The 23249-nt window shown below is 48.1% G+C and carries 25 protein-coding genes; 7 read left to right on the forward strand and 18 right to left on the reverse strand.

Features of this window, described 5'->3' with window-relative positions; genetic code table 11:
• Positions 1 to 22 precede the first annotated feature (22 nt).
• A complete protein-coding gene (gene yyaC / locus KJS63_RS23335) occupies positions 23 to 571 on the reverse strand; it encodes a spore protease YyaC (RefSeq protein WP_213621314.1) in 549 nt (182 codons plus the stop codon).
• Between the two features lie 142 nt (positions 572 to 713).
• On the opposite strand from yyaC, the gene KJS63_RS23340 reads away from it, so the two are divergent.
• The gene (locus KJS63_RS23340; protein ID WP_068620195.1) at positions 714 to 935 is read left to right on the forward strand and encodes a DUF1128 domain-containing protein; all 222 of its coding nucleotides are present in this window, start codon (positions 714 to 716) and stop codon (positions 933 to 935) included.
• Between the two features lie 149 nt (positions 936 to 1084).
• Here the strand turns inward: KJS63_RS23340 and KJS63_RS23345 are convergent, their stop codons facing one another.
• Complete coding sequence (locus KJS63_RS23345) at positions 1085 to 1804, reverse strand: pirin family protein (protein ID WP_068620196.1); 720 nt, start codon at positions 1802 to 1804, stop codon at positions 1085 to 1087.
• A gap of 301 nt (positions 1805 to 2105) precedes the next feature.
• On the reverse strand, positions 2106 to 3116 hold the full coding sequence (locus tag KJS63_RS23350) for an asparaginase (protein WP_213621315.1): 1011 nt from the start codon (positions 3114 to 3116) through the stop codon (positions 2106 to 2108).
• A gap of 340 nt (positions 3117 to 3456) precedes the next feature.
• Here KJS63_RS23350 and KJS63_RS23355 point away from each other — a divergent pair, with 340 nt between their 5' ends.
• The 3 genes from KJS63_RS23355 to KJS63_RS26620 all read left to right on the forward strand — a co-directional run bounded on the left by KJS63_RS23355 (position 3457) and on the right by KJS63_RS26620 (position 4613).
• Complete coding sequence (locus KJS63_RS23355) at positions 3457 to 3939, forward strand: YtxH domain-containing protein (protein ID WP_213621316.1); 483 nt, start codon at positions 3457 to 3459, stop codon at positions 3937 to 3939.
• 92 nt (positions 3940 to 4031) lie between these two features.
• Positions 4032 to 4355 (forward strand): DUF5665 domain-containing protein, encoded by a 324-nt coding sequence (locus tag KJS63_RS23360; protein ID WP_068620198.1) that lies wholly within the window; start codon positions 4032 to 4034, stop codon positions 4353 to 4355.
• A gap of 36 nt (positions 4356 to 4391) precedes the next feature.
• Entirely contained in the window at positions 4392 to 4613 is a 222-nt protein-coding gene (locus KJS63_RS26620; protein WP_068620199.1) for a hypothetical protein, read from the forward strand.
• A 91-nt stretch (positions 4614 to 4704) separates the two neighbouring features.
• On the opposite strand, the gene KJS63_RS23370 is transcribed toward KJS63_RS26620, so the two are convergent.
• The 11 genes from KJS63_RS23370 to KJS63_RS23420 form a co-directional block, all read right to left on the reverse strand.
• Positions 4705 to 5679 carry a magnesium transporter CorA family protein gene (locus KJS63_RS23370; protein WP_213621317.1) on the reverse strand — a complete coding sequence of 325 codons (975 nt, stop codon included), beginning with the start codon at positions 5677 to 5679 and terminating at the stop codon, positions 4705 to 4707.
• A gap of 100 nt (positions 5680 to 5779) precedes the next feature.
• Positions 5780 to 6550, reverse strand: coding sequence for a sigma-70 family RNA polymerase sigma factor (locus KJS63_RS23375; RefSeq protein ID WP_068620201.1), 771 nt, complete (start codon positions 6548 to 6550; stop codon positions 5780 to 5782).
• Complete coding sequence (gene rsbW / locus KJS63_RS23380) at positions 6547 to 6999, reverse strand: anti-sigma B factor RsbW (RefSeq protein WP_068620202.1); 453 nt, start codon at positions 6997 to 6999, stop codon at positions 6547 to 6549. Before rsbW ends, KJS63_RS23375 begins: the two co-directional genes overlap by 4 nt.
• 18 nt (positions 7000 to 7017) lie before the next feature.
• Positions 7018 to 7356 carry an STAS domain-containing protein gene (locus KJS63_RS23385; RefSeq protein ID WP_068620203.1) on the reverse strand — a complete coding sequence of 113 codons (339 nt, stop codon included), beginning with the start codon at positions 7354 to 7356 and terminating at the stop codon, positions 7018 to 7020.
• A gap of 98 nt (positions 7357 to 7454) precedes the next feature.
• Entirely contained in the window at positions 7455 to 9122 is a 1668-nt protein-coding gene (locus KJS63_RS23390) for a response regulator (RefSeq protein ID WP_213621318.1), read from the reverse strand.
• Between the two features lie 28 nt (positions 9123 to 9150).
• On the reverse strand, positions 9151 to 10023 hold the full coding sequence (locus tag KJS63_RS23395; protein WP_213621319.1) for a CheR family methyltransferase: 873 nt from the start codon (positions 10021 to 10023) through the stop codon (positions 9151 to 9153).
• A gap of 260 nt (positions 10024 to 10283) precedes the next feature.
• Positions 10284 to 13949 (reverse strand): response regulator, encoded by a 3666-nt coding sequence (locus KJS63_RS23400; protein ID WP_213621320.1) that lies wholly within the window; start codon positions 13947 to 13949, stop codon positions 10284 to 10286.
• Entirely contained in the window at positions 13946 to 15115 is a 1170-nt protein-coding gene (locus tag KJS63_RS23405; RefSeq protein ID WP_068620207.1) for a PP2C family protein-serine/threonine phosphatase, read from the reverse strand. The genes KJS63_RS23400 and KJS63_RS23405 overlap by 4 nt, the downstream gene beginning before the upstream one ends.
• Positions 15116 to 15451: 336 nt before the next feature.
• Positions 15452 to 15793 carry a YflT domain-containing protein gene (locus KJS63_RS23410; RefSeq protein ID WP_068620208.1) on the reverse strand — a complete coding sequence of 114 codons (342 nt, stop codon included), beginning with the start codon at positions 15791 to 15793 and terminating at the stop codon, positions 15452 to 15454.
• A gap of 216 nt (positions 15794 to 16009) precedes the next feature.
• Complete coding sequence (locus KJS63_RS23415; RefSeq protein ID WP_213621321.1) at positions 16010 to 16546, reverse strand: hypothetical protein; 537 nt, start codon at positions 16544 to 16546, stop codon at positions 16010 to 16012.
• Between the two features lie 36 nt (positions 16547 to 16582).
• Positions 16583 to 17077, reverse strand: coding sequence for a DUF948 domain-containing protein (locus KJS63_RS23420; RefSeq protein WP_068622504.1), 495 nt, complete (start codon positions 17075 to 17077; stop codon positions 16583 to 16585).
• A gap of 260 nt (positions 17078 to 17337) precedes the next feature.
• Between KJS63_RS23420 and KJS63_RS23425 the strand changes: the two genes are divergently transcribed.
• Positions 17338 to 17508, forward strand: a complete 171-nt coding sequence (locus KJS63_RS23425) for a DUF1328 domain-containing protein (RefSeq protein WP_082927000.1) — start codon at positions 17338 to 17340, stop codon at positions 17506 to 17508.
• 101 nt (positions 17509 to 17609) lie between these two features.
• On the opposite strand, the gene KJS63_RS23430 is transcribed toward KJS63_RS23425, so the two are convergent.
• The gene (locus tag KJS63_RS23430) at positions 17610 to 18170 is read right to left on the reverse strand and encodes a hypothetical protein (protein ID WP_213621322.1); all 561 of its coding nucleotides are present in this window, start codon (positions 18168 to 18170) and stop codon (positions 17610 to 17612) included.
• 154 nt (positions 18171 to 18324) lie between these two features.
• Between KJS63_RS23430 and KJS63_RS23435 the strand changes: the two genes are divergently transcribed.
• Positions 18325 to 18765, forward strand: coding sequence for a hypothetical protein (locus KJS63_RS23435; RefSeq protein ID WP_213621323.1), 441 nt, complete (start codon positions 18325 to 18327; stop codon positions 18763 to 18765).
• A gap of 149 nt (positions 18766 to 18914) precedes the next feature.
• On the opposite strand, the gene KJS63_RS26490 is transcribed toward KJS63_RS23435, so the two are convergent.
• Both KJS63_RS26490 and KJS63_RS23445 read right to left on the reverse strand, forming a co-directional pair.
• Positions 18915 to 19928 carry a C40 family peptidase gene (locus tag KJS63_RS26490; RefSeq protein ID WP_213621324.1) on the reverse strand — a complete coding sequence of 338 codons (1014 nt, stop codon included), beginning with the start codon at positions 19926 to 19928 and terminating at the stop codon, positions 18915 to 18917.
• Between the two features lie 389 nt (positions 19929 to 20317).
• Positions 20318 to 21223, reverse strand: a complete 906-nt coding sequence (locus tag KJS63_RS23445; protein ID WP_213621405.1) for a cation diffusion facilitator family transporter — start codon at positions 21221 to 21223, stop codon at positions 20318 to 20320.
• A gap of 128 nt (positions 21224 to 21351) precedes the next feature.
• On the opposite strand from KJS63_RS23445, the gene KJS63_RS23450 reads away from it, so the two are divergent.
• Positions 21352 to 21540, forward strand: a complete 189-nt coding sequence (locus KJS63_RS23450; RefSeq protein WP_213621325.1) for a hypothetical protein — start codon at positions 21352 to 21354, stop codon at positions 21538 to 21540.
• Between the two features lie 53 nt (positions 21541 to 21593).
• On the opposite strand, the gene KJS63_RS23455 is transcribed toward KJS63_RS23450, so the two are convergent.
• Positions 21594 to 23231 (reverse strand): ABC-F family ATP-binding cassette domain-containing protein, encoded by a 1638-nt coding sequence (locus tag KJS63_RS23455; RefSeq protein WP_068620216.1) that lies wholly within the window; start codon positions 23229 to 23231, stop codon positions 21594 to 21596.
• Positions 23232 to 23249: the final 18 nt, after the last annotated feature.

Here is a 23249-nt window from a genome sequence, read left to right on the forward strand (position 1 = left end):
AAAGCACCCGGTCTGAACCATGTTATACAGGCATGTCAAACGCATCTGCGGCCGCACCCGCAATCTCATCAACCATATTCATGACCCTGTGCAGCGATGTCATCTGGAGGGAAGAGTATGGCTTAAGCCCTCTGATATTCACGACAGCTGCTATACTGTAGTCTCCCGCGGCAGCCAGACCTCCACCCACGGAACCCGCTGGTGTGAGCGGCCCTGCGCCTAGAATATAGCGTCCCACTGAGGATGGAGTACCCAGGCAGGCATCAATTGCAATTACAGAATGACCCTCTGGAATTTGCCGCACCCGTTCCGCAAAATTCGATGAATCACACGGATGCGCAAGCGTGCCTATAACATTGGGGAATCCAAGATATAACAGTCTGGTCCCGACCAAGGGACCGAGCGCATCCCCCGAGGAGCAGTCTGTACCAATGCATAGGAAGGTAAGGCTCTCCAGCAGATGCCGCCTTCGAATATCCCTAAAGAACGGAGTTAACTCAGCTGCATCAACCCATTTTCCCCGGTCGACCGCTTCAGCCACGATCCGGCGTCTGCCTGATCTTGATCCCATCTTCCAGGCCCCCCTCACTGTATTTTCTTCTGAATGCACATGAATCGCTGTATTAACCAACGGCTTTATTGTACCTCATCTTCTCTCCCTGCCGCAAAAATGATACAATACCCGTATTATGCAACCCGAGAGGATGAGAGGTTTGGATTTAACTCAGAAGACACAAGAAAACGTCGAATATATGATTGAAGCGATCAAAAATAAATTGAGAATGGCCACAGGCGCCGCCATGCAAGCCTCCGCTTTCTCCACCGACCGATATGACGATATCTATGAGGTCTATGAGATCGTCATGAGTAAGGAGCGCCTTAGCATCTCAGAGGTCGAAGCCCTAGCATCTGAGCTTGGGAACCTGAGAGGCTGACGCCTTAACTGAACATGCGAATAGAGTCCGATCCGGCAAGCTTCAGGGCTTGCCGGATCGGACTCTTTGATTTTGGAATGTATGGATTTAGACTTTAGTGCCGTTATCGAGATGACCGCCTAGTTTCTTAAATTTAACAGTGGTGATCCCTATGGCATATCCACAATTAGCAGTTCCGCCGGCTTGTCACTTCCGGTTCCACGAAACACAATATCACAGCTCTTCTTGATCCGCGTGCAGTCCCCCGGCCGCAGGGAAAGCTCCTCGTCCCCGCAGGTTAAGTCCGCATTCCCTTCAATCAGAAACACATGTGTTCTGCGCTCATTCCGGTGAGGCAAGCTGACTTCACGGCCCGTCTCCAAGGTAGACAGATACACGTTAACCTCCTGGTTAATCGGAAGGCTGCCTTCCAACCCGTTCCCTGATACTACCGGAAGCAGCTTATTAAGCTGATCCTCCTTCGTGAAATCATGGGCCTTCCAGGCTGGCGCCTCCCCTTTTTGATCCGGTAGAAACCACATCTGGATAAAGTGTACATCCTCCCAGTCAGAGGGGTTCCTCTCCTCATGCTCCACGCCTGTGCCTGCACTCATCACCTGCACATGTCCGGCTTTAAGCTTATGCGTGTTCCCCAGACTATCGCTGTGGCTCAGCGTGCCGGACACCACATAGCTAACAATTTCCAGATCATGGTGCGGATGCCGCTTGAAGCCCATCTTCGGCTTGAGAATATTCTCATTGTGGGCCAGCAGGCAGCCGAAATGAGCGTTGCTTGGGTCCTCGTAGTCGGAGAAGGAGAAGCTGAATTCACTGTGTATCCACCCATGATCTGACGTGTGGCGCTGATCCGAAGTTATCACTTTAATCATAGCTATCGACCTCCGTAATCTTATCAAGACCTTATCTATGGAAATGGAATCACTTGCTCTATCTTGTTTATTCCTTACCCGTAAGCCCAAATCCTTAATCATAGGCCCAGCCCTGTTTTCCGAGTGCCCAAGAATGCCGGGATCACGCAGAAAGAGGCCGACCCAGAAGGCGGCCTATCATTTTGTTTAGGAGTTCAGTTTGTGTTCGAAAGGCTCCGGGAACGAACGTTACTCCCATCGCTCCTAAATCATTTCACAACTTGCCTATGGATAATTCTTAAGCTCAACTTAATTAGCGTTATTAGTGGACCGGTTTTAGTTCGAAAACAGCTTCAGCATGACCAACTTTCTTCCCGGCATCGTTATAAATTTCCGGGCGGTAAGCGGCTCTCAGCCTATCCAGTGTGGCCGGATTGTCATAGTTCAGCTGCTCCAGCATACGCAGCACCACAAGCCCCCATTCCTCTTCAGAGCCATCCAGAATTTTAAGGGCAATACCGAGCCTTTCCTTCTTCAGGCTGAGGCAGAACACCCCCTTGAATCCGCCCTTCGTAACAATATTGGTATCGTGCAGCAGCACAGAATCGACCCGGTCAAGTCCCCCGACCAGATTAGGGTGCACATTCATCGCTTCTGTGATTTTCACAACCGCCTCACGTGTAGCTTCGTCTGCGATCAGATCCGGGCATGCCAGCTTTAGATATCCTTTAGCCAGTGATGAGAGGGGCAGGGCGAACACCGGGAAGCCGCAGCCGTCTGTCCCAAGGCCGATCTCTTCGCGTCTCACCTCTGTGAAAGCAGCCAATGTGGCCAGAATCTCCTGCTGGGCAGGGTGTGCCGGCTCCTCATAGCCTTGAAGCGGATAACCCTGCATTTTGCAGTACGCCAGCACGCCGAAATGCTTGCCAGAGCAATTATGGTATAACCTCCGCCGCTGTCCGTTATCGCGCAGCAGCTCCTCTTTGGCGGACTCATCCAGCGGAAGGCTTGGCGCACACACAAGGCAATGCTCGGTTATGTCTATTTTTTGGCTGAACCGTTCAAGTGTCCGGACGTGCTCCTCGCGCGAACGGTGGGAGGACACCATGACGGCCACTTCTTCTTTGGATAAATGATAATGTTCTATAATGCCTGCCCGAACGGCAGGGATGGCTTGGAAGGGCTTAGCCGAAGACCGGGTGAAGGCTCTATACTCAGGATCTCCCACGGAAAAGACAACTTCCCCTTGTTCATTAACTATGCTGATATGACCACTATGGGTACATTCCAGAATATCTGACCGAAATTCCTTAACAAGCGTGACCTCTTTCATCTCTATCTCTCCCTTTGTCATGTGGGCCTCTTCATCTCCAACTTATACAGTATATTATAGAATGGTCTTGTATCGCTATCATCCTTATCCTATCCAATTCTCTTCCTGACGAGGCACCTGTAAACCCCGGTTTATTTGTTTCAGGGAATTGGATGTAGTTTATATACAAAGTAAGCTGAACATACATCAGAGATCAGGACCCAGGTCCTTTCAAGGCAGCTGTCTTGGCGGAACTCCGCCAGGCTTCTGAGCCTTAAGCGAAGGACTCTTAAGGATACAGACTCGGTCCCCCTAAAGGGCTCCGGACTGTATAACATAAATCCATTAAGGAGTGATTAGAATGAATAAAGCAGAAACAGAATATCCGGTACAAAGCGGTTCGACATTCACCAAAGGGCTGATCATCGGCGGACTTCTCGGCGCAGCTGCAGCATTGCTCTACGCTCCAAAAACAGGCCGCGAGATGCGCAGTGACCTGTCAGAAAAATGGGGCACAGTATGTGATAAATCCAAGGATGTTGCTTCTGTAGTCGCTGAGAAGGCAACAGATCTTGCCAAAAGTGTAACCAATAAAACCACAGATCTTGCACAAACCGTTGGCTCAAGTGCAAGCACGCTTGCATCGAGTGTGAAGACAGCTTCTTCCATGGTAGGCGACGAAATGAAGCAAGCCGCTTCCAAAGTAGCCGAGGATGCCAAAAGTTCCGCAGATGAAGTAGCAAGTGAAGCCAAGGACACTTCAGGTGATCTGTCCAAGGACATTCGCAAGGCTTCCCAAGAAACCGCCAAAGAGGTTCAAAACAAAACAAGCGCGTCTTACTAATCATTCGCTGATGACCTTGTGAAATAGCCAGCCTTCTTCAGCTGGCTATTTCTTATCCCCAGCTTTTAAGCGGAAAGGGCGTGAGACTACATATGGGAGAACTGAAACAGTACGACACCAAAGACCATCCATTCGAGCTCAGGCATGAAGTCAAACGGTTGAATTCCCGTTTAGACGATATCGCCGATGCCCTGGAGAGATCTGATTTCAAGGATATAATAGAAAATTACACCTCTCCGAAGAAACGGCTGATCTCCAACTTCACATCCGGCTTGGCCAGAGGGCTCGGTTTAACCATCGGAACCGCTCTCGTTCTCGCTTTATTTGGATGGATCACCAGCTTCTTCGTGTCTATGCCGCTCATTGGCGAATTTCTGGCCAATATTCAGCATTACATGGATGCCTATAAGAAATAATAGCTCTATAGTCCAATTTGAAAGGAGCAGTACGCCATGAGTTCTAGTCCCAAGGATGAACAGGAGAAATATACCCGCGATCAAATTTTGGACCCAGCCTTTGGAAATGCACCTAAGCACAAGGATATCGACGAGGCCGAGAATGGTTCAATGGTCAATGATATGGAAGACTTGAAACGGCTGGGCAAGGAAATGGACGAAATGAACAGCACGACAGAGGATAAAGAAAAGGGCCTTGAGAACGACCCGAAACAATAATCTTTTATTACAGCTGTTCAGCTAAAAGGGAGTACAGCCCGGTGAACAACACCATCCGTACTCCCATTTCTTATGTATCTTCATCAACTCTTTACAAGTTGGCATCCTCCTCCTCTACCTCAAGCAAATCCCCTGTCCAGCCCTTGGCCTTAAGCCATATCCATAGACCAACCGTGCTTAGAGCAATCAAACCGCTGATCAGGACAAATCCCCATACCCCTGTCTTGATCCAAGGCAAGTAATCAAAATTCATTCCCCATATCGCCCCGATCACGGTGGCAGGTGTGAATATTGAAGCAATAATCGTTAAGGTCTTGCTAATTTCGTTCCCGCGAAAAGCCGAAATGGCATCATCAATCGAGATCAGGGTATCGATCTCCTTCTCATAATGAAGAAACAGCTTATCTGCCCGCTCCACCCGGTAAACATATCTTTTGAAATAAACACTGCTGTCCACTTCTTCCAGATAAGCTTCCCTTGCCGCTGTGAGCAGCTCCTGGAATGAGATAAACAGATTATGCCAGTACAGAAGCTCAAAACGCGCATTGAGAATCCGGTCCATGATATGCTTTTGGTTCGACTTTCTCATAATGTCTTCGACTCTTCGCAGATTGGCTTCAAAGTTATCCATTCCGGCGTGGAAATAATGGAGGATGCTCCTTACTAAAATAAATAATCCGTCTCTAGGATGGGTACATGAATTCAATAACCCGATTCTTTCCTCGGTTGTCATGATGCTACGGGTATGTTCATCCAAATTGATCGTTATAAACAGATCATCACTCAGGAAGAAGTGGAACTTGTTGCATGATCTGGAGGTATCGATCTCCACCTTCACAGAGTACAGCAGCGACCCAAAGATCACAGGTCTCTCCCCCTCTGGAAACCTTACGGACAAGTAACTCGTCTCCACTTTGGGAATCTCCTTAATCCATTCCTCCGTAAGCGGATACTTCTGTTCAAGCTCGCTAACCAAAGGCTCGTTCCAGTCTTCAATGCTCAGGTCAATCCATTTCCAGCCCCCGCTCATGGACCATTCCCGATAGCTGCTCTCATCACTATTCATCGGCCCCACTCCTTTCCCTATTTATTATTTCCAAAAAAGACACGCCATTCCCACAGGAATTAGGCGTGTCTTCCTCGTTATCTATTCTATGACGAATCTATCAGGAGCCTGAGTTGGACATGATCTGCTTCAGCTTCTCGGTCGCCCGCTTCTGAATCCGGGACACGCTCATTTGTGAAACTCCCAGTTTTTGAGCTATAGCCCGCTGGGATTGACCGTCCTGGAAGGCAAGCAGGAGGACACTCTGTTCCTGCTCCTTCAGCTGGCTAAGCGCCTGCTGCAGATCCATTCTTTTCTCCACGGTATCATAATCATTCGCATCTGAGCTGATCAATTCTCCAAGGGTTGCTGTACTCTCATCTTGGGATAACGGGGAATCGAGTGACACGTAATGGTAGCATTCGCGCCCTGCCAACACCTCAACCGTCTCCTCGACAGAGAGATCAAGGTACTCCGCAATCTCCTTCACATCCGGAGAGCGCTCGAGCTTAACTGTAAGCTCGTCAATGGCCTGCTGTACAAGCGCCCCCTTCTCCTTGATGCGGCGTGGGACCTGAATATACCAAGACTTATCCCTCAGAAAGTTCTTCATGTGACCGATCATGCTCTTCATCGCGTAGGGTTCAAAAGGAATTCCCAGATTAATATCATACTGCTGCAGCAGCCGAATCAATGCCATCTGGCCTACCTGATACAGATCTTCGTATAAGTCCGGACGGTTGCGGGCGATCTTTCCGGCCGCCATCTTTACCATGGGCTCGTATTTCTTAATGAGCTCGGTGGCAATTTCATTGTCCTTCGTCTGCTGGTACTCCCAAATCAGACCGATGGATTCGTTCATAGACTCTGGGGGAGTCAGCCGATCCGTCATACTTTCTCCTCACTGCGAGCAAGATTTCGGATCAGAACAACCTTGGTTCCTTTCCCTGCCTCGCTCACAACGCTCACATCGTCCATAAGCGCCTGCATCAAATAGAAGCCGAGACCGCCGATTTGGGCATCCTCCAGATCTTTATCATGAAGTGTTGCCCGATCGTCTTTTTTGTCCCACGCATCAAAGCTCTCCCCTTCATCTTTGACCGTAATTGACAATGAATCCGGCTTGATTTCAAACGTAACTTCAACAGTACCATCTTCCTGCTTGTATGCATAAAGTACCGAATTGTTACACGCCTCCGAAACCGCGACCTTCATGTCTTCGATGTCCTCATAGGAAAAACCCATTTTAGAAGCTATACCATATAAATTTAATCTGACTATATCGACATAATCCGCCGTGGCCGGTAAGTGTAATATAACTCTTTGAACTTCGTCTTTCATTCTAACTTCGATCCTTTCCTATTGGGGATTCTCCTGGGACGCAAAAAACTTGGCGATACCGGTCATGTCAAACAGCTTCTGGATCTGCGGGGGAACTTCCCGAACATAAAACTGCGCATCCATGCCATGTCTTGCCTTCAGGATAGATAACAAAATACCAATGCCCGTGCTATCGATGTATTTCAGGTCTTTGAGGTTCATCACTAAGTCAAGTTCCCCATCCCCAACCAGAGGTTCCATCACCTGTCTGAAATCCGGCGCCACGGACAAATCCAATTCTCCTCTAAGGTACACCGTGCAGGTACCACCTTCTACTTGGGTCGTAGCATTGAACTTATCATTTTTATTTGTATTCATAGACACTCTCTCCTGAATTATGTTTTTCTGTATCAACTAGCCCATTCTATAATCTATAACCTTTAAACCGGATAATGAAACAGCCAGCAAGCAAGGGATTAACTTCCTTTCACTTGTTCGAGCGAGTCCATCCCATATTCCGGCTCAGGATACTCCGTTAATATTTTCTTGATACTGCCAAGCTTAACCGGTTTGCTGACATAATCGACCATTCCGACTTCCAGGCAGCGGTTCTTGGTTCCCTCCATCACATTGGCAGTCATAGCGATAATTACAGGGCGTTTGCCCTTGTCCGCATTCTCACAAATGCGGCGGGTGGCCTCCAGGCCATCCATCACCGGCATTTGGAGATCCATAAAGATATAATCATATCCACCCGGTTGACGAGCCATCTCAATGGCCTGCCTTCCATCTTCAGCCACGTCGGCCCGGTAGCCAAGCTTGCGGAGCATGCTGAGCATCAGTTTCTGATTGATCGGATGGTCATCCACAACCAGCACCCGCTTGGAGAACGGAAGCCGGACCACTTCAGCCAGCTCTTCGTTCCTGTGTGCGTAATCCTGTGGGTCTTCCTCATACTTCCCCACGTTGATTGTAAAGGTAAAGGTGGCCCCTTTCTCCTCCATAGATTCCACACAGATATCTCCGCCCATCAGCTGCACAAGCGTACGGCATATAGCCAGCCCCAGTCCGGTCCCCCCATATTTGCGGGTCATTGAAGAATCGAGCTGGGAGAATGGCTTGAACAATTTATCAATCTTATCAGCTGGAATACCGATACCTGTATCTTTTACTGTAAATTCCAAAGTCATCCGGTCAGCTTCTTCATGCTTGGGGGTTACCACAAGATAAATCCCGCCATGGTCCGTAAATTTGATAGAGTTAGAGATCAGATTGATCAGAATCTGCCGCATCCGGCCTTGATCCCCATAGATGACGGAAGGTATCTGTTCATCAATAAAATATACCAGCTCCAGGTTCTTGCGCCCCGCATCCACCGAGAACAGATTAAACACCTCTTGAATTCCGCTCTGAAGCTCAAATGGCGTTTCCTCAAGCTCCATTTTGCCCGACTCCATCTTGGTGAAATCGAGGATATCATTAATGACGGTCACTAACGCATCCGCGCTTTTGCGGATAATGTCCGTGTACTCCTTCTGCTCCTCTTGAAGATCCGTTTCCATCAGCAAATCAATCATGCCGATTACCCCGTTCATTGGAGTCCGGATTTCGTGGCTCATCATGGCAAGGAACTCCGTTTTGGCCTTGGCCGCAATCTCCGCTGCCTCCTTAGCCTTCACCAGTTCCTCGTTAATCCGCTCAAGCTCCAGTGTCTTCTGATGAAGGAGCATGGACTGGGTTTTATGCTTTTTGTTCGTCAAATACATGCTGACAAAACCCTCAATCTTGGAGCGCAGAATCTGGGGAATGAACGGCTTCACCATATAGTCAATAGCACCCGCCGAGTATCCCGCGAACAATTGGTCCGCTTCTTTGCTGTTGGCCGAAATAAATATGATCGGAATGTCCTTGGTCTTGTCGCGGGCCTTGATCAGCTTGGCCGTCTCGATCCCGTCCATGCCAGGCATCTGCACATCCAGCACGATCACAGCGAATTCATCCTTCAGCAAATGTCTAAGAGCCTCTTCCCCCGAGGTTGCTTTGACCAGATTGTACTCCTCGCTATCGAGCACCGCCTCCAGAGCCAGCAAATTCTCGGGGCGGTCATCTACCAGCAATATGTGAATTGGTTCGTGATACCCCATGGAATCCTCCTCAATTGTGGTGACAAATTTATTTTATCTTACGATAGATTTTCTCTGTCGTATCCAAGGGCTCATAGCTGTCGGCAAACGCTGTAAATTGAATCGATTCTTTAGAGCCCAATACAAGTACGCCAAAACAGCTTAAGCTTTCATAAAACAATTCGTGAACCCGGTTCCGCAGCGTGTTATTGAAATAAATCATGACATTACGGCAGAAGATCACGTTAAACTCATTAAAGGAGCGGTCTGTGGCCAGATTGTGCTCCGCAAAAATCATATTTTTCCGAAGAAACGGATGGAAGAGAACCGAATTATATTTCGCTGTATAATATTCCGAAAAGGAACGGGTGCCTCCCGATTCCAGATAGTTCTTCGTATAAAGCTGCATTCGCTGAATATTGAAAATCCCCTCTTTCGCCTGGGCGAGCGAACGATCATTCATATCCGTCGCATAGATTCTGGACTTCTCATAAAGGCCCTCCTCATGCAGCATAATCGCCATGGAGTACACCTCTTCGCCGGTTGAACAACCGGCATGCCAAATCCGGATATAAGGATACGTTCTGAGGATCGGTATCACCTTCTGGCGAAATGTCCGGAACAGCTCAGGGTCCCGGAACATTTCAGTTACAGGTATTGATAAATTGTAGACAAGCCGCTCGAAGCAGTCTCTGTCGTGCATGACTTTCTCCAGCAGACCAGAGATGGTGTTCACGTTCTCGGCATGCACGGAATGCCAGATGCGCCTTCTGAGCGAAGGCAGGGCATAATTGCGGAAATCATAGCCGTACAACCGGTGAATCCCTTCAAGCAATAGCTCTATCTCAATTGTCTCACGCTCGCTCTCATCAATGCTTCTGGGAGAAGGAACGTCATTTTCAGAGGAATTGCCTGATGTCATGAAGTTTATCCCCTTTGTTCGTCTTGATACTATATAAAATGAACTTATGAAGGTCACCCTTTTGGGGCGCTGCGATGCCGAGTGTTCTTACGACCACTGTTGTCTCCGAAATGCTTGAACTAGAATATCCAGTGAGGCATTTCGGAGGCAAAGGTGGACGCTCCGCTTCTTCAGAATCACTCGTCCTCTCCGCTGAGATCGGTTCATTCTAAAGTTTCATTTTATATAGTTATTAAATTATTATTACCCTCAAAACGCCCTTACGAATACAACCACACTCGCATCAGGGACAGAAGCTGATCGGTCTGAATCGGCTTTTTCATATAATCGGAGGCCCCGGCTTCAATACACTTGAACCGATCATCCTTCATCGCCTTTGCTGTCAGGGCAATAATAGGCAGCTTCTCGAATTGCGGAATCTCACGGATTCGGCGCATGGCCTCGTAGCCATCCATTTCCGGCATCATCATATCCATTAATACCAGGTCAAAATCCCCATGCTGCTCAAGCAGTTCCAAGGCCTCTCTTCCGTTCTCCGCAAAAACAACATCCATCTGGTACCCTTCAAGCACGCTGGACAGAGCGAATACATTTCGCACATCGTCATCCACTAGAAGGATCTTTTTGCCCTCAAACAATTCTTCCTTGTTATGCAGTTTTTGCAGGATTTTCCGTTTCTCCTCAGGCAGATTAGCTTCCACTCTGTGAAGGAACAGGGTCGTTTCATCCAAGAGCCGCTCAGGAGACTTCACATCCTTAATAATGATCGATTCCGCATACTTGCGCAGCCGGGTCTCCTCCTTGCTGTCAAGCTCCTTGCCAGTATAAATAATGATCGGAAGATCATGCAGGTTCTCATCATCACGAATCTGATCCAGAAGCATGAACCCGGTCATATCGGTCAACATCAGGTCCAGGATCATGCAGTCGTAACGCTGCTTATGCAGCTCCGCCAAAGCTTCGGCACCTGTGGAAACAGCGGTAATAGCCACATCATCATGCCCTACCAGTTCAATGATTGCGCCGCGTTGAACCTGGTCATCCTCTACCACCAGCAGGTGCTTGAGATCGTTATCCATATAAGACTCAATATGAGCAAAAGCACGCTCCAGCTCTTCACGGGATGAAGGCTTCTGAAGATAGGCAATGGCCCCCATCTTCATCCCCTGCTTCACGTCATCCACAACGGAAATCACATGGACTGGAATATGACGGGTGTCCGGATTCCCTTTTAGCTCACCGAGAATAGACCAGCCATCCATAACCGGAAGCTGAATATCGAGAATAATCGCGTCCGGCAGATAGGTTCTGGCAAGCTTAAGACCCTCATCCCCTTGGAACGCATTCAACGTCTTGAAGCCGTAAGCTTTGGCCATGTCCACCAGAATTTTGGCAAAATGAAAATCATCCTCCACGATCAGCATGACCTTATCCTGCGGAGTAATCAGGTCACGGTCATCGGAAAGAACCTCGTTCATGCCGCCCGCTAAGCGCTGCGTATGTTTACGCGGAGAGGCCTCTTGAACTGCAGCCGGTTCGATCGTCTGAACGGCGGCAGCCGCACTTTTCAGTCCGTCCTTCAGTTGGCTAAGGCCAGCCATCGGAAGATACAAAGTAAACTCGCTTCCCTTGCCCTCCTCAGACTTTAGATCTATTCCCCCGCCCAACAGAGCAGCTAGGCCCCGGCTGATCGACAGCCCAAGCCCAGTGCCCCCATAGCGCCGGCTGGTCGTTCCATCGGCCTGTTGGAACGCTTCAAAGATCAATTTGGTTTTGTCCTTTGGAATACCAATACCCGTGTCCTTCACCGTAAATGCAACGTATTGCGCTTCATGGTCCAGATATAACGGAAGTTCTTCATCCTTGGGACGGGTGATGTGGAAGCTGACGCCGCCTTCTGAAGTGAATTTGAATGCATTGGACAGCAGATTTCGGAGAATTTGCTTCACACGATACCCGTCCGTGGTCACAGCTTCAGGCAGTCCCTTCTCTACTTCAATCTGGAGCCCTAGCTGTTTCTTAGCCGCTACTTCCTTGAAGTTGCTCTCCACGAACTTTCCAAGCTCCTCCAGACTGACAGACTCTTCATTGATTTCCATCTTGCCCGCATCCACTTTGGACAGATCCAGGATCTCATCAATCATCTTCAAAAGATCGGCACCCGACATATAGATTGTCTGGGCATATTCCTTCTGCTTCTGGGTCAAATTCTCTTCTTTATTCTCCGACAAGAGCTGGGAGAGGATAAGAAGACTGTTCAGTGGGGTCCGCAGCTCATGTGACATATTGGCCAGAAACTCTGATTTATATTTGCTGGTAAGCGCAAGCTGGCTGGCCTGCTCTTCCAGCTGAATCTTCGTCTTCTCGATTTCGTTATTCTTCTCCTCAACCTCCTGCACCTGCTCCTGCAGGGCATGGGTCTTGGCCATCAATTCAGTATTAAAATGCTCGAGTTCCTCCTGCTGGCGTTGAAGCTGCTCTTCGGAGCGCTTCAGAGCAAGCGTCTGCTCCTCAAGATTCTCATTGGAGCGGCGGAGTTCCTCCTGCTGGCTCTGCAGTTCTTCTGACTGGCATTGAAGCTCCTCCGCCAGGGTCTGGGATTCTCTCAGCAGCTCCTCTACCCGGAGCCGGCCCATAATGTTATTAAGAATAATTCCCAGACTATTGGCCAGTTCCTTGAGGAGATGCTTCTGCACATCTGAGAACTTAAGGAAATTCGCAACCTCAATAACACCAAGCAGCTGATTCTCGAACAATACAGGATGAATCAGCACTTCCGCTGGCTCCGCTTCACCAAGCCCGGAGCGGACCGTGATATAACCTGCCGGAAGCTGCGTTAAGTTAATAGGCTCTTTGGAAATTGCGACCTGGCCGACAAGACCTTCACCAAATTTGATCGATTGTTTCGGACGTACGGCTTCATCCATAGCATACGCCCCTGTAAGCCTAAGCTCATCCGGGCTGGATTCATCATTACTGATATATATCGCGCCATAACGTCCCCCCAATATAGGGGTAAACTCGTTAATAAAAACCTGGGACACTTGTTCCAGTGAGTTGACCCCGTGCAGCAGCTCTGTTATACGCGCAAGATTGGAGTTAATCCAGGTCTGATCCTGCTGGGACTGCAGGTACTTCATCTCCAGCTCCTGCTTCTGATCCAGATCCTCTGACAGCTTCTGAAACACCCTGGCTACATCGCCAATCTCGTCGGCAGTTGTGACGTTGATCCGCCGGATCGCCTTAAGCTTGCCCTTGCTGAAGCTGTTCATCATCATGGACACCGTATTCAGTCCACGTGTTATGCTTGGCAGCACCCATAACATGACACCCAGTGCAAACAGGAGCCCTGCAGCCATCACCGTTACCGTCAACTGAATGGACTGCTCATATGCAGATCTAGCCACTTGGACTTCCTCATTAATTTGCAGGTCCTGATACGTCCCTAAGGAATTAATACTGTCCAGAATCTTGCTCTGAAGATCAACTCCATAGGCATTCCGGTATTTAATAGCCTTGGTCATATCTTGCTTGTTCAGTAAAGCAAGCTGCTCATCCAGATAAGCCTTGTATGCATCCCAGGCCTTCTCGACATTGGAAATAATCAGCTGCTCCTCTGGACTGACCTTACTCTTCTTTAAAGCCTCCAGGTGCGTATCCGCCTTGCTTACATTTCCTAATAACTCTTTCTCTGTACTGCCCAATGAAATCGACGGATTAAGCAGCAGGTTCGCCATTCTCTTCGTAACTTCATTAACCTGTGCCCTCATATCCCCCGAGCTTCTGATTTTCATATATCTCTGCTGATAGATTTGATCAATCTGCTTGTTCATCAAGTTCATCCGGTCATATCCGATGAACGTAAGGATCAGCAGAATAGCCATAAGCGAGCTGAAGCCAATCAGCAGTTTACTTCGGATTCTCATTCCGTGCCTTCCCCTTCTTTTAGTGTAATCCACACCAGGCATTTATCATCTTCGCGCTCCTGAGGCACGTTATCGCTAAAGAACATCTGCTCCATTCTGGATACATCCAAGGCGTGAGAGCCGGCCAAACTTTGGGCCAGGAAATCGAGCTGCTCATCCTGGGTCCCCTCGACGGCTTCCATAAGCCCGTCCGTATATAACACGATATGTCCCTCCCCCTCATAAGAGATCGAGTGGGTTTGGGCTTCGATCTTGTCAAAGAGCCCAACCGGAGGGCACCCGGTATCAAGCAGGATAAGCTCACCCTCATCCGTATACAGCATTCCTGGAGGATGACCGGCATTGACGTAATCGATTCGTTTGAACTTCGTGTCTACAACAAGATAGATCGCTGTAAAATAATACTGAATAAGCTGGCTTTCAATATGAAGCTGGCTGAATCTCCGGTTGAGCTCCTGAATCACCTTCTCAGGCTCGACATATGTGCTTACCGTATCCTTAAGCACGGAAGCGATAAACATGCAGAACAATGATGATGAGATTCCGTGTCCCATCATGTCGAGCAGAATAATGCCATATCTCCCTTCGCCAAGCGGATACCAGGCATACAGATCACCCGCCAGCTCATAAGATGGCTTGTACAGAGCGTTTACTTCAAAATATTCATCTTCAATCGGAGCGCTAAGCACCGCATTCTGAACAAGCCCTGCCAATCTGAGCTCCTCTTGAAGCCTCTGATCGCGCTCTTTGTGCCAGTCCTTCTCCTGCTTGAGGCGAAGGGCAAGCCGGATGCGCGCCATAAGTTCAACCTTGTTAATCGGCTTGGTGACATAGTCTACCGCTCCGACATCCAGCGCCTCCGCCAGCTTTTTGGAATCTCCCACGGCCGTGACCATAATAATAGGAATGTCCTTTAATTGTTCGTACTGCTGTACAATTCGGCAGGCCTCGATCCCGTCCATCTCAGGCATCATCATATCAAGTAAAATCAGATCTATATCAGTAGGGGCGACTACTTCTCCCTCCCCGGCGTGATCGAGTCCCAGCTTTTGGAACATTTCGAACGCGGAGGAAACAGCAACCGTATCCCGGTAGTTTTCTTTTTTGAGTATTTCCCGGACAATGATGATATTTGTCGGATTATCATCCACAATTAGAATTTTCATAACGCTCTCCTTAATTCGATGAAGATTTGCGCAAAGCGGAAATTGAACATGGGAAATAAAAGCGTTTATAGTTAGTCCGCATTCCCTCTTACTATATCATTTTCTTCGTAAACACCCTATAAATAATCCCGATATAAAATGAACTTATCAAGGTTACATACTTCTAGGACGCTGCGCTCCTTCAGCATCACTCGTCCTCTCCGCTGTGATCGGTTAATTCTAAAGTTCATTTTATATAGTTTTTCATTCTTTTAAATACATATCCATAAATATAGATAAGGAATGAGGGTATTTCCCCATTCCTTATCTATATTTGTATATATCACTCGTATTTATTTAGCTGCGCACAGCAATAACGAGCACCTTACCCAAATCCAATTCCTTCTCATAAAACTCCGCCTCCGTCTCGGTGAATCCCAAAGAGACGATCTTCGCACGAAGTTCATCCCCTCTTGAACGGAACAGATTTGCAATCGAGTTAAATACGCCCTCTTCCTTTATGCCAATTTCCTCGGCGTCTGATGCGTCAACGATCCGGTCTGTTCTTTCCTGATCGTGGGCAAGTACATAAATATGTTCTGCGGTATAGCCTGTTGAACTGAGCTCTTTCACGGTTTCAACCGCCTGAACTCCGTTTTGTACAACCTTCGCATAGGATTTAGTACTTTCCAAACTCATCGTAAGCCAACTCCTTCTTCGAATTTTGTGAGATTATACACATAAGTTGAACCTTTCACCCTTTGTCTGATCCTTCTTTTGTTCAACTTCTATAAAAGGGATATTCATCCGGTAAATTTAGCTTGATGTCTAATCTGCTCCATATACATAGCCATTAACCCAAATCCTTGCCTATTGAAACAGGTTTACAGCATTTCCCAACTAGGCGGTGAGTATTCACTCTGATGCGGAATCAAACAGATCGATCCCTTGAATTCCTCCCTTAGGGCTTTTATAAATTTTAATGGCACTGTAACCACGGGTATACACAACACCGTCCTCAGCTATGTAATCTGCAGGTCCAAATATCCGGGTCAGGGAAGAAGGCTGAAGCTCTACCCACTGCTCGTTTACTTTCATCTCCTTGGAGCCAGCACCAAGATGCACATAATACACCTGGTCTTCAAACAATCCGACGGTTACATCCTTATAATGATATTCTGTACATCCGATGAGGGAGTCCTTCGTAATTTTTACAGGCTTCCCTTTCTTGCTGATCACATCCTTGCGCGTATCCGCAAGCGAGACGTCATTCAGCGTGTTGATTTCATCTACCGGTGAGGCGGCTGTCCGCTCTCCTACAGAGCTATCATGAATCTGGGCGTGACCCATTGCCAGCTTTACGTCCGGGTTTAGGGCCTTGTCGTAAGCTGTCGGTGTTGATCCGTTAAGAGGTGACAGTAATCCTAATAGCAGCAGCAGTGCATTCAACATGGAGCTCACCCTTTCCTCAGGCTGCTGTCTGTGGCGTTAATTCCGGTATTTATGCCAGACATTTGCAGCGATATCAATCCATTTCATCCAGCTGCCGGATGACTTCTTATCCGAATACGTGGCATCGTAGCTTTGTACCGTCTTCTCATGAGGCGTCTGAACGGCCGCTTTCACAGCCGCTTTAGTTGAAATTCTGTCCTCTGCGGGCCTTTTAAAGCGTTCAATAAGGGCTGAAGACACCTGTTTGGCGCTGAGGGTAACCTCATTCAGAATTTCGCCTACATTTTTAACCGTTTCAATCACCGGATCAATTTGCCTCATCTTATGCTCCACATCTTCTGTAATCCCATTGGCGTGTCTGAGCACCTGCTTGACCTCGTAAGTTAGCTCATCAATCGTCTTCTGCACTTCCTGAAGCGTTTGAGAAGTTTTGTTCAGAGAATTTTCAGCGGCCTTAAGCGTTTTGATCAGGAAAATCACCAAGGCGACAAACGCCAGTGCAATTACGGCCACACTTATCTGCCAGATCAGTGACATCGACATTACCTCTCTTTCATTCCTCTTTATGCTGTGTTACCCCATAGTTACCCCGAGCCGTTTTCGGCGAAACAAAGGGAAAAGTTACCTGATCCAGGCAGGGAACCATATTTGTTTCAATCAAAAAAGGTCCGGTTAAAGAACAGTACGAGGCGGGATACCCCGCACCGGAGCATTTCGTAAATAACCGGTTATACACCGGATATTCACGAAGCGCTGGGTTATTAATCTTCTATGAAAGAAGGATGATCTTCATGTTAAAATGGTCAGTTATTTTTCTGGTCGTTGCCCTAATCGCGGGGATATTCGGATTCTTCAATCTGGTTGTGGCAGCAGCAGCTTCTATAGCGAAAATTCTGTTCTTCATTTTCCTTGTCCTGTTCATCATCTCGCTCTTTACTGGACGCCGGGGACGATCGATGTAGACCTAACACCCTTTGTATTAGTTAAAAATAGACAGCAAAAAGCGGTTATCCCTCAAGCCTCATCTGGCTCCTAGGGATAACCGCTTTGTTGTGCTCCTTTATTATAAAATCCGCATGATTTCCAGCCAATTCAAAGATAATCTGGCTTCAATGGAATCCTCGTGAAATATTAAATCCTTCACTTTAATTACGTCAGGCAGCTCCTTGCCAGGCGGAGCGCTCACTTGTTTGAGTCCCAGCTGGTCAGGGCTCAAGGTGATTCCTCTAATCTGAACGGATACCGGGGTCAAGACAACCTGGCCTCCGGTGAATTCCATCGTATAGACCGCTTTGGCTCCAAAAGGGATCCAGCCCCACTTCCCGTTAAGGTCTGCTTCGAGCCGGTTCCCCCGCTGTTTGAACTCCGCCCCGGTAACCTCAACCGGCAGTTCCCCCTTCGAGAGGTACTTCACGAGCTTTTGCTTCGCCAACTGGTTAAACTCCTCCTCATTAATCCGGATTACCGGCTCACGGGTATCTATCATTTTAGTGATTTTGGCCTTCCAGTTGAGATCCGTATACTTCAGGTCCAGCTCCTTCGTTGGCCGGATGTATAGGATCACGGCGGTCACCGCAATAATAATGAGGACCAACGGGATAAGGACAAACCATCTTTTCCGCATGTTCTCCACTCTCTCTCTATGAACTTGTTTACATCATCATAACAAAAAACAGCAGGCACAAAAAAATTTACACAAATTTGATTCTTAGGTCGCTTGGCGGGTTATTTAAAAATATATAAGATATACACCAAACTTATCCTAGGGAGGAAATACCATGAAAAAAATCGCAGCAATCACAGCTTCCTTGGCTTTATCTGCGGCATTCGCGACAGCAGCTTCTGCCGACACTGCTCCTGTTACAGGAACTACTACACCTACAACAACTACTACGACAACTACGACAACTGCTGACGGCACAACCACAACTGGCACTACACCTACAACCGGAACTACAACTTCAACGAATACCTCGACATCTACGTCTACACCTGTAGTGTCCAAACCGGTTATTGTTCCTGATCTGGTCGTTGTAAACCCTCCGAAAAAGTGGGAAATCACCAAAATTACTACTTTCTATAAAGATCCTAACGGCCAAGCATGGGGCAAGCTCGATCCGCAAGTTCTCGAACCAACAGGCCAAATCATTGGCAATTGGGTTGAAATCTACACTTGGCTCGGCAAAGGCTGGGTTTGGGCACCAGAATATACTAAATAATATAACATAAAGCACCTTCTGGCCAAAAATAGCCCCGGAGTTTACATAACTGCAAACCAACCGGATGGCAACCACACCAAATTGAAACGCTTCACCCTTCGAGGAAATACTCCTCTAAACGGGTGAAGCGTTTTGTTATGACCTGTATTTTATTGAAGCACACTTCCTCCGAAAAGGAATCTCTTCACCCAACTGCCGGACAGTGTATCTATACGGACGCCGCCTGAAGCAACTGAATAGGTTTGAATCATCTGACCGTTCCCCATATACACAGCCACATGGGTGATGCGCTCCGTACTCTTGTCTATATCCTGATAGGCCGTGTCAGAAGTTCCTTGATTACTCATGAAGAATAACAGGTCTCCTGGCCGAAGATCCTTAATATCATAAACCGCCTGGCTGTTATCCTTGATCCACTGGCCTTGCGATCTGGAGTCGGCAGGCAGAATGATGCCAAGCGCTTCGCGGTAAATGGTTCTGGCAAAGTCCGAGCAGTCAAAGGTCTCCGTAGTGTTCCGGTCAGATCCGTACTCGTAGGGGGTACCCAGATATTTCCTGCCTGTATCGAATAGAGCCGCCAATTTGGCATCGCGTTCATCCTGGGCATTGGAAGCATTGGAATTGTCCGTGTTTCCAACTCCGCCGGAATTCGTGGAACCCCCGGGGTTCACAGAGCCACCGGAGCCCCCAGAGCTGCCAGCATTTCCTGTATTGTTGCTACCTGGATTTCCACTATTCTCGGCATTCCCTGATTTGCTGCTGCCGGAACTTCCATTATTTCCGATATTCCCTGTATTGCTTCCAGCATTCGCCTTATTCCCGCTGCCGCCTGAATTCCCCGGCTTCACCGTAGTCTCCTTGTTCAGCTTTATGTACTTCTCTGAACTGCTGACATACCCCGTCTTCCCGTCTGAGGTCTTTACCTTATAGAAATAGGCATTGGATTGATCCAGAATAGTAACGGTTTCCCCAGTCTTCAGCAGTCTGATTATTTTGAAGGATGTGGAAGGACCTGATCTAAAATTGACACCGTACTGAATGATTCCCGTTAAGGACGTTTTTTGCACTGCGGCGGATGCCGCGTAAATTTGTGATGCTGACATAAACCCCGAGGAACATAATAATGCTGCACTAAGTACTCCTACCGCCATGCTTTTCTTCATGATAAGTCCTCCCTGAGTGGTCTTGGATGTCTGATAAATAAACTCTGTCCAATTTATCGGTAATCCTCAGGGAAGATTGCATATGCCGAAGTTCACATCTTTATATTTTACACGTGCCAATATATAGGTCTTTAAACCTATAAGCATCTGGGTTTTTGGTTTTCCACTCCCCACTTCTATAAATACTCTAAGACCGGTAACAGAGTCTTGTCCTTCTTCTATAGTGCTGTTGTATTCGACTAAAGGAGATAATAGCCCTGTTTGACTTTTCAAGTCATTTCATACGGATGCAGGTGAAGAAACAGCACAGGGCGGTCAGCTTCAAAAGAGCCGACCGCCCATTAATGTAGAGCAGATGGTCCAACAACAATCTTGGTCTGTTCCTATGATCATCTGTCCTTCCTGGCTGTCACCAGCGGCACAGCCTCCTCCTGCTTCGGCTCCACATGGACATGCACGCTCATGACATTGTGGCGCTCGCTCATCCGCTCCTCAATCCGGTCGCTGATTTCATGACTTTCCGTCACGCTCAATTCAGGATCAACTTCAATGACCACATCAACCAGCACATGATTGCCATGCACTCTCGCCTTTACATCCTTTAATGCCTCCACACCAGGAATACGTGCGATTGAGCTCCGAAAGTCATGCAGCTCATTCTCATCAAAGCCGTCCGTTAAGCGGTGGGTCGCGTCCTTGAAGATCCCCCAGGCTGTCCAGCATATTAGAAGCCCTACTCCGATAGCCGCTACCGTATCCAGCCACGGAAGACCGAACTGGGCTCCGAATATTCCCACCGCAGCTCCAATGCTTACGAAGGCATCAGACAGACTGTCCTTCGCTGTTGCCATCAGCGCCTGATTGTTAATCCGCTTAGCCAGCCTGCGGTTGTACAGATAGACGCCGAGCATGCCCGCGGCACTTACCAGGGCCACCACCGCGGACAGCGGATCAGGAGCAGTCTTTTTCCCTTCAAACAAGCCCCGCCCTGTTTCAATGAGCACCTGAATGCCCACCGTAGCCATAATAAAAGAAGCCACCAGCACAGCTACAGTCTCAGCCCGGAAGTGACCATAAGCATGATCTGAATCTGGCGGTTTACGGGATATCCGGAGGCCGACCAATATAGCGGTCGACGCAATAATGTCCGTTACGTTGTTGAAGCCATCAGCAAGCAGCGCACTGGAATGAAACAAATAACCACTGATCAGCTTCAAAGCGGATAACAGCAGGTAAGCAGCTATGCTGATCCAAGCTCCACGCTCCCCTTGCTTGATTTCTTGATAGGTATCGATCAGAGCCACCTCCGCACCTGCTGTAATAACAATGCAAAAACCATTATATCCATTATTCCCGTTGTCCCATCTTTTAAAAACGTATAAAATAAGATCAGCGCTCCCATCAAGCAAAGGAGATGAAGACGATGACGGAAGAGAATAAAGAGCCCAAAAAAATCGATTTGGCTGAAGCTATGAGGCTTAAGCTGCAGCAGAAGAAGCAGAACCAGACTGCCAATAAGCAGAATCCGGGCACCCCGAACAACACGAAGGCCTTGAAAAGCCAGAATGTCAAAAAGCCAAACAACCAACGCCGCCGCACAGGCGGATCATAAGCTTCAAGTTAAAAAAAATGCTGTCCTGCAAATTACAGGACAGCATTTTTGTTTTATTTGGAATTCAGTGCTCCAGCAGGATACATTTCCTTGCGGAGAGCTTGAATCTCTTCATTCTCAAGGTACTCGTCATAAGACATCTGACGGTCGATTACCCCATTTGGAGTGATCTCGATAATCCGGTTCGCAATCGTCTGGATGAACTGATGGTCATGAGAATCAAACAGAATCGTTCCATCGAAATCAATCAGACCATTATTCAGCGCCGTGATGGATTCCAGGTCCAAGTGGTTCGTCGGCTCGTCAAAGATCAGCACGTTCGCCCCGTTCAGCATCATCTTGGCCAGCATGCAGCGGACCTTCTCGCCCCCGGACAGCACACTTGCCTTCTTCAGGGCTTCTTCACCGGAGAAGAGCATGCGTCCAAGGAAACCACGCAGGAACGTCTCATCTTGATCATTGGAATACTGACGCAGCCACTCTACCAGGTTCAGGTCCACCCCGTCGAAATAAGCGGAGTTATCCTTAGGGAAATAAGCCTGGGACGTTGTAATCCCCCAGCTGTATTCACCGGAATCGGCCTCAGTCTCGCCCATAATCACTTGGTACAGAGTCGTCTTCGCCAACCCGTCTGGTCCTACAAAAGCGATCTTGTCACCCTTATTCACCACAAAGCTGACATTGTTCAGCACAGTTTCGCCTTCAACTGTTTTGGTCAGGCTATCCACCGTAAGCAGCTGCTTCCCGGCTTCGCGTTCTGCCTTAAAGTGCAGGAACGGATATTTCCGGTTGGACGGACGGATATCCTCCAGTGTAATCTTGTCGAGCTGCTTCTTACGGGAAGTAGCCTGCTTCGACTTGGAAGCGTTGGCGGAGAAGCGCTGAATGAACGCTTGAAGTTCTTTGATCTTCTCTTCTTTCTTCTTGTTCGCATCCCGGGTCAGCTTAAGAGCAAGCTGACTGGACTCATACCAGAAGTCATAGTTGCCCACATACAGCTGGATTTTGCCAAAATCAATATCCGCAATGTGCGTACATACTTTGTTCAAGAAGTGACGGTCATGAGATACCACAATAACGGTGCCTTCATAGTCAAGCAGGAAGTTCTCCAGCCAGCCGATAGAATCGATGTCCAAATGGTTCGTCGGCTCATCGAGCAGCAGATTGTTCGGATTGCCGAACAGCGCTTGGGCAAGCAGTACACGGACCTTCTCATTACCGCTGAGCTCACTCATTTTCTTATCATGAAGGTCTTTGTCGATACCCAGACCAATCAATAGAGACGCCGCATCGGATTCGGCATTCCAGCCGTCCATTTCCGCGAACTCCCCTTCGAGCTCCCCGGCACGCAGGCCGTCTTCCTCGGAGAAATCAGCCTTAGCATAAAGCGCGTCTTTCTCTTTCATAATACTGTACAGACGGGCATGGCCCATAATTACCGTTTCGAGAACCGGATACTCATCGTACTCATAATGGTTCTGCTTCAGAACGGCCATACGCTCACCCGGAGTCATGTGGACTTCACCGGTGTTCGGCTCGATCTCTCCAGACAGAATCTTCAGAAAAGTTGATTTCCCTGCTCCGTTTGCACCAATGAGACCGTAACAGTTACCTGGCGTAAATTTTATATTTACATCTTCGAAAAGTGCTCGTTTTCCATACCGGAGCGTTACACCACTTGTGCTGATCATTTATCATTACCATCCTTT

Source organism: Paenibacillus sp. J22TS3, from assembly GCF_018403205.1.
Classification (GTDB): Bacteria; Bacillota; Bacilli; order Paenibacillales; family Paenibacillaceae; genus Fontibacillus; species Fontibacillus tuaregi.

What these genes read in the sequence shown, in the direction of transcription:
- KJS63_RS26620 (WP_068620199.1), top strand. Translation starts at nt 4,392, where the DNA reads ATGAGTTCTAGTCCCAAGGATGAACAGGAGAAATATACCCGCGATCAA.
- KJS63_RS23450 (WP_213621325.1), top strand. Translation starts at nt 21,352, where the DNA reads ATGACGGAAGAGAATAAAGAGCCCAAAAAAATCGATTTGGCTGAAGCT.
- KJS63_RS23390 (WP_213621318.1), bottom strand. Translation starts at nt 9,122, where the DNA reads ATGGGGTATCACGAACCAATTCACATATTGCTGGTAGATGACCGCCCC.
- KJS63_RS23360 (WP_068620198.1), top strand. Translation starts at nt 4,032, where the DNA reads ATGGGAGAACTGAAACAGTACGACACCAAAGACCATCCATTCGAGCTC.
- KJS63_RS23395 (WP_213621319.1), bottom strand. Translation starts at nt 10,023, where the DNA reads ATGACATCAGGCAATTCCTCTGAAAATGACGTTCCTTCTCCCAGAAGC.
- KJS63_RS23355 (WP_213621316.1), top strand. Translation starts at nt 3,457, where the DNA reads ATGAATAAAGCAGAAACAGAATATCCGGTACAAAGCGGTTCGACATTC.
- KJS63_RS23385 (WP_068620203.1), bottom strand. Translation starts at nt 7,356, where the DNA reads ATGAATACAAATAAAAATGATAAGTTCAATGCTACGACCCAAGTAGAA.
- KJS63_RS23350 (WP_213621315.1), bottom strand. Translation starts at nt 3,116, where the DNA reads ATGAAAGAGGTCACGCTTGTTAAGGAATTTCGGTCAGATATTCTGGAA.
- KJS63_RS23425 (WP_082927000.1), top strand. Translation starts at nt 17,338, where the DNA reads ATGTTAAAATGGTCAGTTATTTTTCTGGTCGTTGCCCTAATCGCGGGG.
- KJS63_RS23430 (WP_213621322.1), bottom strand. Translation starts at nt 18,170, where the DNA reads ATGCGGAAAAGATGGTTTGTCCTTATCCCGTTGGTCCTCATTATTATT.
- KJS63_RS23415 (WP_213621321.1), bottom strand. Translation starts at nt 16,546, where the DNA reads ATGTTGAATGCACTGCTGCTGCTATTAGGATTACTGTCACCTCTTAAC.
- KJS63_RS23410 (WP_068620208.1), bottom strand. Translation starts at nt 15,793, where the DNA reads ATGAGTTTGGAAAGTACTAAATCCTATGCGAAGGTTGTACAAAACGGA.
- KJS63_RS23370 (WP_213621317.1), bottom strand. Translation starts at nt 5,679, where the DNA reads ATGAATAGTGATGAGAGCAGCTATCGGGAATGGTCCATGAGCGGGGGC.
- KJS63_RS26490 (WP_213621324.1), bottom strand. Translation starts at nt 19,928, where the DNA reads ATGAAGAAAAGCATGGCGGTAGGAGTACTTAGTGCAGCATTATTATGT.
- yyaC (WP_213621314.1), bottom strand. Translation starts at nt 571, where the DNA reads ATGGGATCAAGATCAGGCAGACGCCGGATCGTGGCTGAAGCGGTCGAC.
- KJS63_RS23455 (WP_068620216.1), bottom strand. Translation starts at nt 23,231, where the DNA reads ATGATCAGCACAAGTGGTGTAACGCTCCGGTATGGAAAACGAGCACTT.
- KJS63_RS23400 (WP_213621320.1), bottom strand. Translation starts at nt 13,949, where the DNA reads ATGAGAATCCGAAGTAAACTGCTGATTGGCTTCAGCTCGCTTATGGCT.
- KJS63_RS23345 (WP_068620196.1), bottom strand. Translation starts at nt 1,804, where the DNA reads ATGATTAAAGTGATAACTTCGGATCAGCGCCACACGTCAGATCATGGG.
- rsbW (WP_068620202.1), bottom strand. Translation starts at nt 6,999, where the DNA reads ATGAAAGACGAAGTTCAAAGAGTTATATTACACTTACCGGCCACGGCG.
- KJS63_RS23435 (WP_213621323.1), top strand. Translation starts at nt 18,325, where the DNA reads ATGAAAAAAATCGCAGCAATCACAGCTTCCTTGGCTTTATCTGCGGCA.
- KJS63_RS23375 (WP_068620201.1), bottom strand. Translation starts at nt 6,550, where the DNA reads ATGACGGATCGGCTGACTCCCCCAGAGTCTATGAACGAATCCATCGGT.
- KJS63_RS23405 (WP_068620207.1), bottom strand. Translation starts at nt 15,115, where the DNA reads ATGAAAATTCTAATTGTGGATGATAATCCGACAAATATCATCATTGTC.